This is a genomic window from Streptomyces sp. NBC_01717, assembly GCF_036248255.1.
Classification (GTDB): Bacteria; Actinomycetota; Actinomycetes; order Streptomycetales; family Streptomycetaceae; genus Streptomyces.
Genome location: NZ_CP109178.1, coordinates 2,136,955 through 2,152,226, shown reverse-complemented (window position 1 = coordinate 2,152,226; position 15,272 = coordinate 2,136,955). Strand labels below are relative to the sequence as shown.

Genomic DNA, 15,272 nt, shown 5'->3' with positions numbered 1-15,272 from the left:
CGCTTAAGGAGACACGCCATGCTGGACATCGCCGAAGAGCTACATCGGTGGGTCGGGCAGGGACGCGAATTCGCCGTCGCCACCGTCGTGGAGGTCGGCGGGAGCGCGCCCCGGCAGCCGGGAGCCGCCCTCGCCGTCGACCGCGACGGCACGGCGGTCGGATCGGTCTCCGGCGGGTGTGTGGAGGGCGCGGTGTACGAGCTGTGCCAACAGGCCCTCGACGACGGCACCACCGTACGGGAGCGGTTCGGCTACAGCGACGAGGACGCCTTCGCCGTGGGTCTCACCTGCGGCGGCGTCATCGACATCCTGGTGACACCGGTACGTGCGGACGACCCCGCACGCCCGGTGTTCGCCGCCGTGCTCGCCGCCGCGGCGACAGGGGAGGCGGCGGCGGTCGTACGGATCACGGACGGGCCTGCCGAACTCCTCGGCCGCCCCCTCCTCGTCCATCCCGACAGTTCGTACGAGGGCGGGCTCGGCGGGCATCCGGAGCTGGACCGCACCGCGGCGGCCGAGGCCCGCGCGATGCTGGACGCGGGCCGGACCGGCCCCCTCACGATCGGCGCCGAGGGATCGCGCTGCGGCCGGCCGCTCGGGCTGCTCGTCGAGTCGAGCGTCCCACCGCCTCGGATGATCGTCTTCGGGGCCATCGACTTCGCCGCCGCCCTGGTCCGGGTCGGCAAATTCCTCGGGTACCACGTCACCGTGTGCGACGCCCGGCCGGTCTTCGCGACCGAGGCCCGCTTCCCGGACGCCGACGAGGTGGTCGTCGACTGGCCGCACCGCTATCTGGCGGCCACCGCCGTGGATGCGCGCACGGCCCTGTGCGTGCTGACCCACGACGCGAAATTCGACGTCCCGCTGCTGGAGACGGCGTTGAAGCTGCCGGTCGCGTACGTCGGGGCGATGGGCTCGCGGCGCACCCATCTGGATCGCAACGAGCGGCTCCGCGAGGTCGGCGTCACCGAACTCGAACTGGCCAGGCTGCACTCGCCGATCGGTCTCGATCTCGGCGCACGCACCCCGGAGGAGACCGCCCTGTCGATCGCCGCCGAGATCGTCGCCGAGCGGCGCGGCGGCAGCGGAGTCCCACTCACCGGCGCGCACACCCCGATCCATCACGAAAGCGGCCGGTCGGTGGCCGGACGGATCTCCTCGGTGGCCTGACCGGCACCCGGACTGCGACACGGAATCGGGCGCGGGCGAGCGGGCTCACCGGAACGCGGCGTGACGCCGCCGAGTGAGCATGAGCCATCGCTCGCCGGCCAGGTGAAACGGTCTGAAAGAGGTGCAGTTGAGGGGGTGTCCGCCGGAACTCCTGAAAGGGCGGGATGCCGCCACGGCGGCATCCCGCCAGCCATGGGCGCAGACGCGGGTGGGGATTTGCCGGTAGATCAACCCCCATGACATTCACACCCTCCTCCGCTTCCGGCCGGGCGAGACCCGTGCGTGCGGGACGCAGGGCCCTGCTCATAGCGACCTCCGTCGCTCTCGTCAGTGGCGCCCTGCTGCCCGCGGCAGGTGTCGCTTCGGCGGCGCAGGCCGCCCCCGAGGCCACCGGACACTCCCGGACCCCCGTCCGTCAGTACGACATCACCCTGCTCACGGGCGACGTCGTCCACTACGTGGACGGCGTCGGCAAGCAGGACACCGTCACGGTGGACCGGCCCGACGGCGCGGTCGGTGGTGTGCATGTGCAGCAGGCGGGAGATGACATCTACGTCCTGCCCGACGAGGCGACCCCCCTGCTGGCAGCCGGGAAGCTGGACCGCCGGCTGTTCAATGTCACGGCCCTCGCCAAGATGGGCTACGACGACAAGAGGACCGGTGGCATCCCGCTGATCGCCACCTACTCGGCGAGCCGGTCCCGTTCGCTGCCCGCCACCCCCAGTGGTGCCAGGACGGTCCGCCGGCTCGACAGCATCCATGGCGCCGCGCTGAAGGCCGAAAAGGACACCGCCCGTTCCTTCTGGAAGGACATCGCGCGTCCGTCCGACGCCCGTTCGCTGGACGACGGCATCGCCAAGCTGTGGCTCGACGGCCGCGCGAAGGCCACGCTCAAGGACTCCGTGCCGCAGATCAATGCCCCGCAGGCGTGGGCCGAGGGATATGACGGCAAGGGCGCCAAGGTCGCCGTCCTCGACACCGGCATCGACCCGACCCACCCGGACGTCAAGGACCGCATTCTCGAGTCCAAGAGCTTCGTTCCCGGTGAGGAAGTCCTCGACAAGAACGGCCACGGCACGCACGTCGCCTCCACCATCGCGGGCTCCGGTGCCGCGTCGGACGGTGTCAACAAGGGAGTCGCCCCGGGCGCGGACCTGATCATCGGCAAGGTCCTCAGCAACGGGGGCTCCGGTGAGGACTCCGGGATCATCGCCGCGATGGAGTGGGCGAAGGCCGAAGGCGCCGACGTCGTCTCCATGAGCCTCGGCTCCAGCATCCCGGACGACGGCACCGACCCGATGTCGCAGGCGGTCGACGCCCTCTCGGCGGACGGTGGTCCGCTGTTCGTGATCGCCGCCGGGAACGCGTACGGCGCGGGCACCATCGGTTCGCCCGGTTCGGCCGAGAAGGCGCTGACCGTCGCCGCCGTCGACAAGCAGGACGCCCGCGCGGACTTCTCGTCCATGGGCCCGCTCACCCGGTCGTACGGCCTGAAGCCCGACCTGTCCGCCCCCGGCGTCGACATCAACGCCGCGGCCTCGCAGGCGGTCCCGGGCATCAGCGGTATGTACCAGCAGATGTCCGGTACGTCGATGGCCACCCCGCACGTCGCGGGCGCCGCAGCGATCCTGAAGCAGCGTCACCCCGACTGGTCCGGTCAGCGCATCAAGGACGCGCTGATGACCTCGTCGAAGCGGCTGTCCGACTACACGCCGTACGAGCAGGGCACGGGCCGGCTCGACGTCAAGGCGGCGGTCGACACGACGATCGAGGCCACCGGCTCCGTCACCGTCGCCTCGTACGACTGGCCGCACAGCGCCTCCGACGCGGTCGCCGAGCGGACGATCACGTACCGCAACACCGGTACGCAGGACGTCACCCTGGACCTGGCCACCGACACGGACTCGGCCGCGTACACGCTGTCCGCGTCGAAGCTGACCGTCCCCGCCGGTTCCACCGCCGACGCCGTGCTCTCGCTCGACCCGTCGAAGGTCGCGGCCGGCACCACGTTCTCCGGTCAGGTCGTCGCGAAGGACGCGTCCGGCGCGACAGTCGCGCACACCGGCTTCGCCCTGAACAAGGAGCAGGAGCTCTACGACCTCACGTTCAAGCTCCGCGACCGCGCGGGCAAGCCGATGGACGGCTATGTCGTCCTCGGCGAACTGAGCGACCCGTTCCTCACCCTCAATGTCGTCCCGGTCTCCGGCGACAGCACGCTGCGGCTGCCCCCGGGCACCTACACCTCCTGGGCCGCCGTCGACGTCGACGGTGACCGCCCGGACTCGAAGGCCGTCGCCTTCCTCGCGGAGCCCGAGACGGTCCTCGACAAGCCGACCACCGTCACCTTGGACGCGTCCAAGGCCCGCAAGATCAGTGTGCGGACGCCGAAGGAGACCGAGACCCGGCAGCTGCGCTACGACATGGCGCGTACCACACCGAACGGCGGGGTCTTCCGTGACGCCTACCAGATCCCGGTGGCGTACGACCAGCTGTGGGCAAGCCCCACCAAGAAGGTCACCCAGGGCAGCTTCAGCTTCCTGACCCGCTGGCGCCAGGGCGAGAAGCAGATCGACCTGTCGGTCGACGGCCGTGATGTGCCGGTCACCGTGCAGGGCGGAGCGCCCGTCGCCGAGGACAGCAGCCAGAAGCTGGCCGCGGTCTTCGCGGGCAACGGTGCCGAGGCCGACTACAAGGGTCTGAACGCCAGGGGCAAGGCTGTCGTGGTCCGCCGCAGCGACGAGGTCGCCGCGGCCGACCGGCTCGCCAACGCGCTCGCCGCAGGCGCCAAGGCGCTCTTCGTCGTCAACGACGGACGCGGCGTGGCGATGGAGTGGTACACCGAGTACGGCACCACGACCACCATCCCGGTCGCCTCGGTGCAGCAGCTGGCCGGCGAGACCCTGATCAAGGCGGTCACGCGGGGCGAGAAGCTCTCCATGACCCAGCGCAGGTTCGCCCGGTACGTGTACGACCTGGTCGACCGCCACAACGGCAGCGTCCCGGACCGCTCGCTGGCGTTCGCCCCGAGGACCGGTGAGCTGGCGAAGGTGGAGAACGCCTTCTACGGCCACAAGGCCACGCTCGGCGGGGGCTACCGCTACGACATTCCGGACTACGGGCCGGGCCTCGGCTTCGCGGAGTACGAGAAGTTCCCCGGCACCCGCGACGAGTGGGTCACCCCGCTTCCCGGCGCTTCCTTCTGGTACGAGGACCACTCGGTCTTCAACGCCACGGAGACCGGATTCGCGCACGAGATGCGCAGCGGCGAGATGGACTACACGGCGGGTCGCACCTACCCCGCCGACTGGTTCGCGCCGATCAGCCGGCCGCGTCTGGGCACCGGCTACTGGGGTCCGTTCCGTTCCGTCACCAACGACATGCAGTTCAACTTCACCCCGTGGACGGACTCGGGCGCGGGCCACTCGGGCTCCATGCCGGAGGACGAGTACGACACCACCACCACCGCGTTCTACCAGGGCGACACGCTGATCCGGAAGGTCGCAGGCCGGGCCGGATACATCGGGGACCTGTCGGCGGAGAAGCTGCCGTACCGCTTCGTCCTCGACTCCACCCGCGACGGTGACGTGTGGAAGACCTCCACCCGCACGCACACCGAGTGGAGCTTCGTCTCGGGCCAGATGGACCAGAACGGTCCCTGGCAGGCCGACCTCCCGCTGCTGCAGCTGGACTACAAGGTCGACACCGACCTCGCCGGTGATGTCGAGGGCGGCCGGTGGACCGAGATCGGTCTCTCCTCCGGCACGCAGGAGTGGCTGGACGGTGCGGTGAAGGCCAAGAAGGCCTCGCTGTCGGTCAGCTACGACGACGGCAGGACCTGGAGCGCCACGGAGCTGCGCAAGACCTTCGAGGGCAACTGGACCGCCCGGTTCAAGACGCCCAAGAAGGCCGGCGGCTTCGTCTCGGTCAAGGCGCACAGCGAGGCCGGGAACGGGCTCGGCATCGACCAGGAGATCATCCGGGCGTTCGGTCTGAAGTGACCTCGGCCGAAGTGGCCTGGTGAGCACGCTGCTCGAGGCGGCTCCGCACTCCCTGCCGGGGAGCGGAGCCGCCTCTTCGCGTTCCGGAGGAACGGTGCGGTGGAGGGAACGGTGCTACCTCCTCATGTCGCTCACCACCGGCCCGAGCCGTTCGTCCCACGGGACGGCCGGGCACGCCCGTCCGCGTCCGCCACCGTGTGGAGTGCGGGCAGCGAGAACATCACTGTCCGTCCCGGCTGAAGGCGAACGCCGCGCAGAGCAGCACCGGGGCCGCCGCCGCGAGCGTGAAACACACCGTGAGCGGCAGCCGGCCCACCAGCAGACCGATCGCGGCCGTACCACCGGAAGACCCTGCATTGAGCGCGGTGTTGACCCAGGCGCCGGCCTGCGTACGGCTGCCCGCGCCGACGGACTCGTCCGCAATCAGATAGGCGGTGGTGATGGCCGGCGCGACGAACAGCCCGGCTGCGGCGACCACGGCCACCAGGACGTACACGTTCGGCGACACCCCCGCGGCGACCGAGGAAACCCCGAGGGCCGTGCCAAGTACCGTCAGCCGCAGCCGACTCGGCATGCGCCACGAGACGGCGCCGTACGCCAGACCGCCGACCGCGCTCCCCGCGGAGAGCGCCGCCAGCACCCAGGCCACCGAGGCGCCCTGATGACGCTCTTCGGTGAAGGCCACCAGGAGCAGGTCGAGGGCGCCCAGGCACAGTCCCACGCCGGCCGAGACCACGGCGGCGTGACGCAGCCCGACGTTCCCGAGCAGCCGTTTCCCGGACGGTCCGGAAGTCGGCAGGGGCGTCGCCCCGGACGGGCGGCCGCCCGTAGAGCGCAGCGCCGGGGACGACACCAGCGCCGACGCGCCGACGAGTACGAGCGCGGCGCTGACGGCCACACCGGCCGCCGGCTCGGCGAACCTCACGAGCAGACCCACCAGCAACGGCCCGGTGACGAACAGCAGCTCCTCGGCCACCCCGTCCAGGCTGTACGCGCGCTGCAGCAGTTCCCGGTCGGGTACGAGGCTGCTCCACACGGTCCGCATCACGGGCCCGAGCGGTGGGGTGCAGGCACCGGCCGTGACGGCCAGCGCCCCCAGCCGGAGCCCCGAGGCGCCGGGCTGCCAGGTGGCATACGCCAGAGCGGAGAGGAGCAGTGCGTAGGTGGCCCCCATGGGCGGCAGCGCCCGGCGTGGCCCGTACCGGTCGATCAGCGCGGCACGGACGGGTGAGAGGAAGACACTGGTCGTGCCGAACAGCGCCATGACGGCGCCCGCCACGGAGTACGAGCCGGTGGCATCCTTGACCGCCAGCATCAGGGAGAGGGAGACCATCCCGTACGAGAGCCGTCCCAGCAGTGCGGCGCCGAAGGTGCGGCAGGCATGACGGGTGCGCAGGACGGTTGCGTACGAAGGAGGGTGCGAAGGCGAAAGCATGAGGACAGTTCCTCGGGAAGGCAGCGCGGAGTCACGCGCTGTGCGTGTACAGGGACGCCGGAGTGCCGCACCCGGTGTGGCGGGGTGCGGTCGGTGCGGGGTCCTAGGCACGGGGGAGGAACATGCGTGCAACGTAGCAGGCGACCGGTCGGTGCGGACACCCCGCAGAAGGTGTCTGCCGGAGCCCTCAAACGGCCGGTGCGCCCACCGACTTGTCCAGGATCTCCTCGGCGGTCCGCCACAGCCGGGGCAGGAACCGGCCCACGTCCTCGGCGTGGCGGAGAAGATCGTCCGTGGACGTGATGCCGAGAGCGGCGACCGCCGCCCGGAAGGCCGGGGTGCGCGCGGCGTGCAGCTCCGGGGCGTCGGCGGACAGGATGGTGTGACAGCGGGCGAACGTGGCGACGATCCAGAAGACCGCCTCGCGGTGGTCGCCCCGGTCGATGAGCAACCGGCTCCCGTCGATGGCGATCGGCCGTGCCTGCGCGGTGATGTCGCTGCTGAAGGGGAACGGCGTCCTGGCCACCCGGGCGGTGGTGTCGAAGGTGTCGGCCAGCTCGTCCAGATGGTGCCGTACGACGGGGGCGGAGAGCCGTGCGCAGCCCAGGAGTTCCAGCAGCTCGGGGTAGAGATGGTCGTGCCCGTACGCGGCGAGAACCTCGCGGGCCGCGACGTAGCGCAGGCGCACGGTGGGGTTGCGCAGCGCGGCGACCAGCAGGACGTGGGTGGTCACCCCGGTCGGGAACAGCCAGCCGGTCACCTGCTCGTGGAACGGTGCGGAGGGGTCGAACGCGGCGAGGCGGGATTCGACCCGGTGGCGGGCGTCCTCGCACCGGCGGCGGACCCAGGCGGGTTCGGCGAACCGGTGGGAGACGTCCGCGTGCAGGGCGCGCAGCCGGCCGGTCGGATCGTCGATGATCGTGTCCCTGCGGAAGCTCCCGGCCAGGTGGTACGAGGAGAGGACGGCTTCCGCAGAGGAGAGCTCGGCCCACGGCAGATGGCTGACCTCCAGGAGCGTGTCGCGGAAGCGGAGCTTGCCGGGCTTGGCCGGAGGACTGTCCTCGGCCCTGACGACCATGATGTCGACGTCGGAGGACGGTGACAGCTCGGCGTCGTCCGGCAGGCCGACCGTCGAACCACTGAAGTACGCACCGCGGAACCCGGGATCGGTCCGGGCGTGCTCGGCGACCCACCGGGTCGCGGCGGATCGGGCGGCTCCGACTCTCACAACGGCTCTCCTCGGTGACATCCCGTGGCCCACACATATCGGCGGTTGTCTCCAGTGTCCTCCGAGTCCTCCGAGGGTGAGCGGTCGAGTGTCCGGGCGGGCCGGGGCGGGCTATGCGCCGGCGCGCCGGACGGAGGGCTGCCGGGTCGCAGCCGCTGTGCGGGAGCAGAGTCAGGTGCCCAACAGGCCAGAGGAGTCGGGCACCTGACGCTCCATCCGAATGCCTTGCCGGGACGGCCTCCGGCGCACCATCTCTCGTGGCCGCCGTTCAGTGGCTGTGTTCCGGCACGCGGGTTCAGCGCCCTGCGTGCAGCGCTGCCCACGTGTTGCTGCTCACGATCCCGGTGACCGCCAGCCCCTGGCGGGTCTGGTAGGTGCGCACCGCTTCCGCCGTGACGGGACCGAAGGTTCCGACGGCGTCCACGGTGGTGCCGAGCGCCGCGGTCAGCGACCGCTGGAGCCGCTTCACATCGGCGCCCGAGTCGCCCTGCCGCAGCGTCGGCGTGGAGCCGGCCGACAGCAGCGCGGTCCAGGTCTTCGGGCCGACGATGCCGCCCGCGGGCAACGCGTGGGACGTCTGGTACGCCTTCACCGCGCTCAACGTGGCCGCGCCGAAGCTCCCGTCCGCGCCGCCCGCGGCGAAGCCCTGCGTGTTCAGCAACTGCTGCACCGCTGTGACCTGGGCGCCCGACGCCCCGCTCTGCAGGAGCGGGTACGAGGCGAACCCCAGCCCGTCGCTGCTGCTGCCGCTGGTGCTGCTCCCGCCGTTCCCGCTGCTGCTGTCGCCCTCGACGAAGCCCATGTAGCGGTTCCAGTCCCAGTACCGTCCCGGGTCGGTGTGGTCGGTGCCCGGCGCCTCGCTGTGCCCGATGATGTGGGTCCGGTCCTTCGGGATCCCGTACTTGTCGCACAGCGCACTGGTCAGCGCGGCCGAGGCGCGGTACATCGTGTCCGTGAACCAGGACGGGTCGTCGATGTACCCCTCGTGCTCGATGCCGAGCGCCGATGCGTTGGCCTCCTTCGCGTGGTACGCGGTGTCGCTGTCGCGCACCGTCTGGGTGACCTGCCCGTCGGAGGAGCGGACCACGTAATGGGCGCTCACCTCGGCCGTCGGGTCCTGGAACCACTTGATGGAGCCCGCGTACGAGCCCTGCGTGACATGGATGATCACCTTGTCGATCTTTGCCGTCCGGCCGACGGTGAAGTTGTGTGCGTCGGCCGGGACCCACAGTGCCGACGGGTAAGGGGTGATCGGAGCGCGTCCGACGGTGGCGGAGAGGGTGCGCTTCTCCGGCGCGACGGTTGCGGAGCGGGTGCCCTTGTCCGGCGCGACGGGGCGTGCGGTGACCGAGATCTGCTCGCCACCGGGGACGGTGGCGGCGAACCCGTGTGTCAGGAACGCGTAGACGGTGTCGGCGTAGCGGGCGGCGGCACGGCCGGTCGTGCCGCTGTACTGCGCGACGGCCGGGTACCAGGCGTCGATGTCGTCGCGTTCGTCGCCGTCCAGGCCCAGCCGGTCCGCGTACGAACGCAGCACGGCCGCACCGCCCAGGATGTTGGCCGCGGTGTCCCGCCGCAGCCGGGACAGCGGCTCGCCGGTGATGGCGGCCGCCTTCTCCAGCGACCGGTTCGCGGGATTGCTCGCCAGGTGCATCACGCCGTACCCGTTCGCCTGACTGGGTTGCCCGGTGTGGCCGTCGAGATGGGTCTCGCCGTAGCCGACGGCGGCGAGCAGATCACGCGGTACGTCGAACCTTCCGGCCGCCCGCACGAACGCCTGGTTCACGGTGTGTCGGCCGTCGGCGGGTGTCGCCGGAAGGTGTGCGGCCGTTGCGGCGGCGGCCGGTGTGCCGGTCGCGCTCAGTGCGGTGACGGCGAGGGCCGCGAGGACGGATGCGCGGCGCCCGGTGTGGGCTGCGGCTCGTCTGGGCATACCTGCTCCTGCTCTGTGGGGGGGAGAGAAGAACGAACGGCCCCCGGACCCTGGTGGGGTGGGCCGGGGGCCACGAAGCCCGGCCAAGGTATTCATGTGTCCAGGGCATGACAATGATCTTCAGGCGTGTCGAACTCCCTTTCACTCCAATGGGGTTGGCCGACAGTCCGGGGCCCTTCCGTGCGGAACTGTGGATTCGTACACCTGGACGGTCAACCACCGCACGAGGGACAGCGGACCGGACACCTCACCGCGAAGGCGTATAAAGGGTCCCCCCGGAACCGGCCGGCGTCCCCCGATGGCACGTGCACCTCGCGCGGCAGGCGTCACCGTGTACGACAGCGGAGGAGTGCCCCATGAGCACAGCAGAAGAGATCAGCGACTTGCTGGTGTCGAACTTCGGCACCGATCCCCTGGCGATCGCGCCCGAGGTGCCGCTCCATCAGCTCCGCCTGGACTCACTGGCCCTGGAGGAGCTGCGGCTCCTGATCGAGGACCGGATGGGGGTCGATCTGGACGACGTCCAGCTGACCTCGCGGGACACCTGGGGCCGGCTGGTCGAGACGATCCACGGCAAGGTGGCCGCGTGACAACGCGCCCGGCCACCGAGAGCTTGGTGGCCCGGCCGGTCATCGGGAATCGGGTGGCCCGTCCGGTCGACGAGACCTCGGTGGCCCGGCCGGCCGGCGAGCACCCGGTGGCCCGTCCGGTCGCCGTGCGTCGGATCCCGCCGCAGCGTCCGGAGCCGTTCAGCGCCGCCGTCACCGGAATCGGTCTGGTCACCTCCGCCGGCGTGGGCGCCGACGCCACGTGGCGCACCGTCTCCGAGGCGGCCACCGCGCCCTCCGTCCTGCGGCGACCCGAACTCGCCGACCTGCCCTGCGACTTCATGTACACGATCACCGGGCTCGATACGAAGGCCGTGCTCGGTGTGGCCACGTACCGGCTGATGGACCGCTTCTCGCAGCTCGCCGTCATCGCGGCCCGCGAGGCCGTCGCCGACGCCGGGCTCGATCCCTCGGTCTGGGACAGCGGACGGGTCGCTGTCGTCATCGGCTCCGCACATGGCGGACTGCCCTTCTACGACCAGCAGCACGCCACTCTCGCCGGGCGCGGTGCGCGCCGCGTCTCCCCGAAGCTCGCCCCGCTGACCGTCGTCAACGGCGCCGCCAGCAGCGTCGCCACGGACCTCGGCGCCCGCGGCCCGAGCCAGGCCGTCTCCACCGCCTGCTCCTCCGGCACCGTCGCGATCGGCACCGCCCACCAGATGCTGCGCACCGGCGCCTGCGACATCGTCATCGCGGGCGGCGCCGAATCGGTCTGCTCCCGGCTGCTGATCGCCAGCGGCTGCCAGCTGAAGGCCGTCTCCACCCGCCGCGACGACCCCGAGACGGCCTGCCGCCCGTTCGACACCCACCGCGACGGCTTCGTCGTCGGCGAGGGCGCCGGCCTCCTGGTGCTCGAGCGCCCGGAACACGCCCGTGCCCGCGGGGCCACGGTCCGCGCCCGCATCGCCGGATACGGGGCGTCCAGCGACGCGTACTCCGCGGTCGCCCCCGACCCCGAAGGGCTGGGCATCGAGCGGGCGCTGCGCACCGCCCTCGCCGACGCCGGGGTCGACGGCGCGGACGTCGGTCATGTCAACGCCCACGGCACCTCGACGGTGGCCAACGACCTCATCGAGGGCACGATGCTCCACCGGGTCCTCGGCGACCATCCCCTCGTCACCTCGACCAAGGCGATGACCGGACACACCCTCGGCGCCGCGGGCGGCATCGAAACGGCACTGACCGTGCTCGCGCTCCAGCGCCAACTCGTGCCGCCCACGGTCAATCTCGACGCGCCCGACCCGGCGATCCCCGTCGACGTGGTCAGCAAGGAGGCCCGGCCGAGCGTGTTCGACGTCGCCGTCAAGACGTCGCTCGGCTTCGGCGGCCACAACGCCGCACTCGTCCTCACCAGGGCCTGACGCAGAAACGGAAGACCCCGCATGCCCGAGGAGACTGTCCGGACGCTGTCGGCGTACGGACTGCGGTACGGCTACCGGCTCCTGCAGCAGCCCGCACCACACACCGAACCGGTCGTCATCCTCGGCGGCGCACTCCAGGGAATGTTCGGCTGGCCCCAGATGGACAATCATGTGGGGGCAGTCGCCGACGTCGTGACCGCCGACCTGCCCGGCATGGGCGGGGCGGACGCCCTCCCGGCCGTCCCCAGTGCCGGGATCATGCGCTCCGCCCTCACCCGGATCATCGACGACCTGGGTGTGGAGAAGGTCAATCTCTTCGGGTACTCCTACGGCACCTCGATCGCCCTGCAGTGCGCTCAGCGCAACCCGGGCCGCATCGCCCGGCTGATCCTCGGCGGCGTGCCGTCCCACATCGACGACAGCCAACGCGCCCACTGGCGACGGGTCGAGGACCGGCTGAAGGCCGGTGACCTCGAGGGCGCCGCGACCCTCGCCGCCGAGGGGCTGATGTGCCTCGACCCGGAGCGCACGGTCCACCGCAGGGAGCTGGCGCTGCGCTATGTGCGCCGCTCGCTCCTGCACGCGCTGTGCCATTCCCCGCATGCCGCGGACTCACTGTGCCGGGTGCTGGGAGATCCGCCGGACTTCTCCGGCGGCCTCGCCGGCGTACCCACTCTGGTCTTCGCCGGCGAGCACGACACGGTGAGCTCCCCGGCACAGCAACGGGAGTTCGCCGCCACCATCGAGGGGAGCCGGTTCCTCACCATCACGGAGTCCGACCACTGGGTGGTCCTCGAACGCCCCGACGACGTGGCGGATCTCGTGGCCCGCTTCTTCACCGACCGCCCCCTCGAAACCGCCCCGGGGCTCGCCGCGCTGCCACGCCCGCGCCGGGCGGGGGACGGCGCGACGGCCCCCGGGTTGGCCCCGAAGTGTTGAACCGGCCGGTGATTTCGCGGCTCCCGGCTCGACCGCATCGTCGGATCCTCGCACGCTGCGGCCGAGCCGGGGGAGAGCTGCGCGGGGCCGTACAGCACCTGACGCCCGCACGCCTCCCGATACCGGCCGGTCGGCCCGGTCAGGTCAGTGGTGACCGTGGTCCGGAGCGTTCACGTCCACGCGCACGATCTGCGGGTCGTGGTCGCTCGCCTGGTCGGCGAACTCCGCATTGATGTGCACCACGTCGTAGTCGAAGCGGCGGACACCGGGGCTGACCAGGATGTGGTCGAGTGTCTGCGAGTTTCCCTCGTACACGTAGCTGTACTGCTCGCTCCTCGGCAGTGTCGTGATCAGCGGCTTGAGCGCCTTGCCGCCGGTCAGCGCGGCCATCGTGGGCGAGAACGCGAAGTCGTTGAGGTCGCCGAGCGTGATGACCCGCGCCGACTTGTCCGCCGCCAGCAGCGACTTGACGAAGGTGTTGACCTCCGTCGCCTGCTTCACCCGCTTCGTCTCCGAGCTGCGCGTCGGCTCCTGGTTGCGGCCGTGCAGGGGCTGGTCGCCGCCCTTGGAGGCGAAGTGGTTGCCGATGACGAAGACCGGCTTCCCATGGAAGCGGAACTCGCCGACCAGCGGCTTGCGGCTGTCGTCCCAGGCGTCGCTGGTCGGGGCGATCCGGCCGGGCGAGGCCGACAGGGTGACGCCCTTCTTCGTCCTGACCGCCGTCACCGCAGTGGTCGCGTCGCCGCCCGGGCGGTCCACGAAGTCGACCCGCTCGGGGTTGAAGAGGAAGACGTTACGGATGTTGCCGCCGGGCTCGCCGCCGTCCTTGCCGTTCTCGGGGGCGATGTAGCGCCACGCGTACCGGGGGCCGCCCGCCGCCACGATCGCGTCGGTGAACCGCTTGAGCGTTGCGTCGGAGCCGACCGTGCCGTCGTTCACCGCACCGTTGTCGTCCTGGATCTCCTCCAGCGACACGATGTCGGGCGAGGAGAGGTTGACCGCGACACCGGCGGCGAGGGTGTCGAACTTGCCCTGCTCGTCGAGCGCGTCCAGGTTCTCCACGTTGTACGTGGCGACCGCGAGCTCCTTGCCCTTCTGCTTCCGGGTGACCTCGCGCCGCAGGTGGTGGTCGGTGAGCGTGCCGAGCTCGGTGGCCTGGAGGTTGTAGCCGCCGAAGGAGTCGTAGTCCAGGACACCGGTGGTGGTGCCGGACAGCACGTCGCCCACGTTCGCGACGGGGACCGGGCGGGTGGTGTCGAGCGACATCACCTTGATGCGGCCGGTGTTCTGGTCGGTGTACGAGGCGTACAGCGTGCCGCCGCGCCGGGTCGGGTTCTCCTTCGGCTTGATGGTCACCCAGACCTCGTGGTACGCGGTCGTCGCGCCCGTGACCCGGGTGTCGGCGATCTCGACGCGGGTGCCTTCGAGCGACTCGTAGAGGTCGAGGGCGTACGTCGCCGGGTCGAGGGCCAGCGCGTCGATCGATCCGCCGTCCGCCGAGGGGACGTATGCGGCCGGTACCGATGCGGCGTTGAGCACGACCGGTGCGGGCAGCGCGTTGCCCGACGACAGGACCGTGACCCTGGGGGCGGTGATCTCGGTGATCGACTGGGTGGTGGTCGACGGGTAGTACTCGTCCACCTTGCCGCTGACCAGTACCGAGTCGCCCACGGCGACGGCCGGTGCGGCGGAGCCGGTGAAGACGAAGACCCCTTCGCCCGTACGGGGGTCCGCGTCCGGCGTGGCGTCCTGGATCCAGAAGCCGCGCGAACCGCTGGTCCGCACACCGGTGACGATGCCGGGGACGCCGGTCACCGACTGGCCGTTCAGCGGCGAGACGCGGGTGGTGCCCTGGATGTCGTGCACCCGCACGGTGCCGGGCTCGGTCGGGTTGCCCGGGTCGCCCGGTCCCGAACCGCCGGAGGTCTCACCGGCCGTGTTGAACGGTGTCGGGGCCCCCGCGGACAGGTCGGCCGCATTGTCGTCGGTGTCGGCGAGCGATGCGGCGCGCGCCACGGAGGCGGTGGCGGAGGTACCGGTCACCGGCCCGTTGCCCTCGCGTACGACCGCGGAGCCGTAGCCGACGAGGTCCACGATGCGGGTGTCCGCTGCGCAGTCGGCCGCGGTCTTGCAGGTGAGCGGGGTGGTGCCGGAGACGAGGGCGACGGTGCCGCTGGTGGCGGACATCGCGACGGTGCCGGTGACGTCCGGGGTCGGCAGAGCGACCGTGCCGCCGGTGCCGGCGGCCTGGGCGACCAGGTAGCGGCCGCCGGGAGCGACGGATCCGGTCAGCGCGGAGACCTGCCACAGGGAACCGGCGGACGGCGAGCCCGGCAGGTACTGGACGCTGAAGCCGGACAGGTCGTATGCGGCGGAGCCGGCGTTGGCCAGCTCGATGAAGTCGCGGGTGAGCGTCGCACCCGAGTTGCCCCCGCCGCCGTACACCTCGGAGATCACGGCGGTCGAGGACGGGGCCGCGAAGGCGGCAGGCAGAGCGGTCGCCGAGAGGGTCACGGCGACCGCACCGGCCAGCAGGACGGAACGCGATCTGGATATGTGCACGGTCAGCTGCCCCTCAGAGTGTGATGAGGGGCCACAAG

General features: G+C 71.3%; 9 protein-coding genes. 5 read left to right on the top strand and 4 right to left on the bottom strand.

The window, feature by feature from the left end; translation table 11 throughout:
• Nucleotides 1-18 precede the first annotated feature (18 nt).
• Both OHB49_RS09860 and OHB49_RS09855 read left to right on the top strand, forming a co-directional pair.
• Nucleotides 19-1,170 carry an XdhC/CoxI family protein gene (locus OHB49_RS09860; RefSeq protein ID WP_329159540.1) on the top strand — a complete coding sequence of 384 codons (1,152 nt, stop codon included), beginning with the start codon at nucleotides 19-21 and terminating at the stop codon, nucleotides 1,168-1,170.
• Nucleotides 1,171-1,406: 236 nt separating this feature from the next.
• A complete protein-coding gene (locus tag OHB49_RS09855) occupies nucleotides 1,407-5,168 on the top strand; it encodes a S8 family serine peptidase (RefSeq protein WP_329159538.1) in 3,762 nt (1,253 codons plus the stop codon).
• A gap of 220 nt (nucleotides 5,169-5,388) precedes the next feature.
• Here OHB49_RS09855 and OHB49_RS09850 read toward each other — a convergent pair whose 3' ends face one another.
• From OHB49_RS09850 to OHB49_RS09840, 3 genes are all read right to left on the bottom strand, one after another.
• Nucleotides 5,389-6,603: an MFS transporter gene (locus OHB49_RS09850; RefSeq protein ID WP_329159536.1), complete on the bottom strand. Its 1,215-nt coding sequence runs from the start codon at nucleotides 6,601-6,603 to the stop codon at nucleotides 5,389-5,391.
• A 187-nt stretch (nucleotides 6,604-6,790) separates the two neighbouring features.
• On the bottom strand, nucleotides 6,791-7,831 hold the full coding sequence (locus OHB49_RS09845) for a hypothetical protein (RefSeq protein ID WP_329159534.1): 1,041 nt from the start codon (nucleotides 7,829-7,831) through the stop codon (nucleotides 6,791-6,793).
• Nucleotides 7,832-8,126: 295 nt separating this feature from the next.
• Entirely contained in the window at nucleotides 8,127-9,764 is a 1,638-nt protein-coding gene (locus OHB49_RS09840) for an N-acetylmuramoyl-L-alanine amidase (protein WP_329159532.1), read from the bottom strand.
• A 356-nt stretch (nucleotides 9,765-10,120) separates the two neighbouring features.
• Here OHB49_RS09840 and OHB49_RS09835 point away from each other — a divergent pair, with 356 nt between their 5' ends.
• The 3 genes from OHB49_RS09835 (at nucleotide 10,121) to OHB49_RS09825 (ending at nucleotide 12,672) form a co-directional block, all read left to right on the top strand.
• Complete coding sequence (locus OHB49_RS09835) at nucleotides 10,121-10,354, top strand: acyl carrier protein (protein WP_030978229.1); 234 nt, start codon at nucleotides 10,121-10,123, stop codon at nucleotides 10,352-10,354.
• Nucleotides 10,355-10,479: 125 nt separating this feature from the next.
• Complete coding sequence (locus OHB49_RS09830) at nucleotides 10,480-11,733, top strand: beta-ketoacyl-[acyl-carrier-protein] synthase family protein (RefSeq protein WP_443079653.1); 1,254 nt, start codon at nucleotides 10,480-10,482, stop codon at nucleotides 11,731-11,733.
• A gap of 21 nt (nucleotides 11,734-11,754) precedes the next feature.
• Nucleotides 11,755-12,672 (top strand): alpha/beta fold hydrolase, encoded by a 918-nt coding sequence (locus OHB49_RS09825; RefSeq protein WP_329159530.1) that lies wholly within the window; start codon nucleotides 11,755-11,757, stop codon nucleotides 12,670-12,672.
• Between the two features lie 144 nt (nucleotides 12,673-12,816).
• Here the strand turns inward: OHB49_RS09825 and OHB49_RS09820 are convergent, their stop codons facing one another.
• Nucleotides 12,817-15,234 carry an endonuclease/exonuclease/phosphatase family protein gene (locus OHB49_RS09820; RefSeq protein ID WP_329159528.1) on the bottom strand — a complete coding sequence of 806 codons (2,418 nt, stop codon included), beginning with the start codon at nucleotides 15,232-15,234 and terminating at the stop codon, nucleotides 12,817-12,819.
• Between the last annotated feature and the right edge of the window lie 38 nt (nucleotides 15,235-15,272).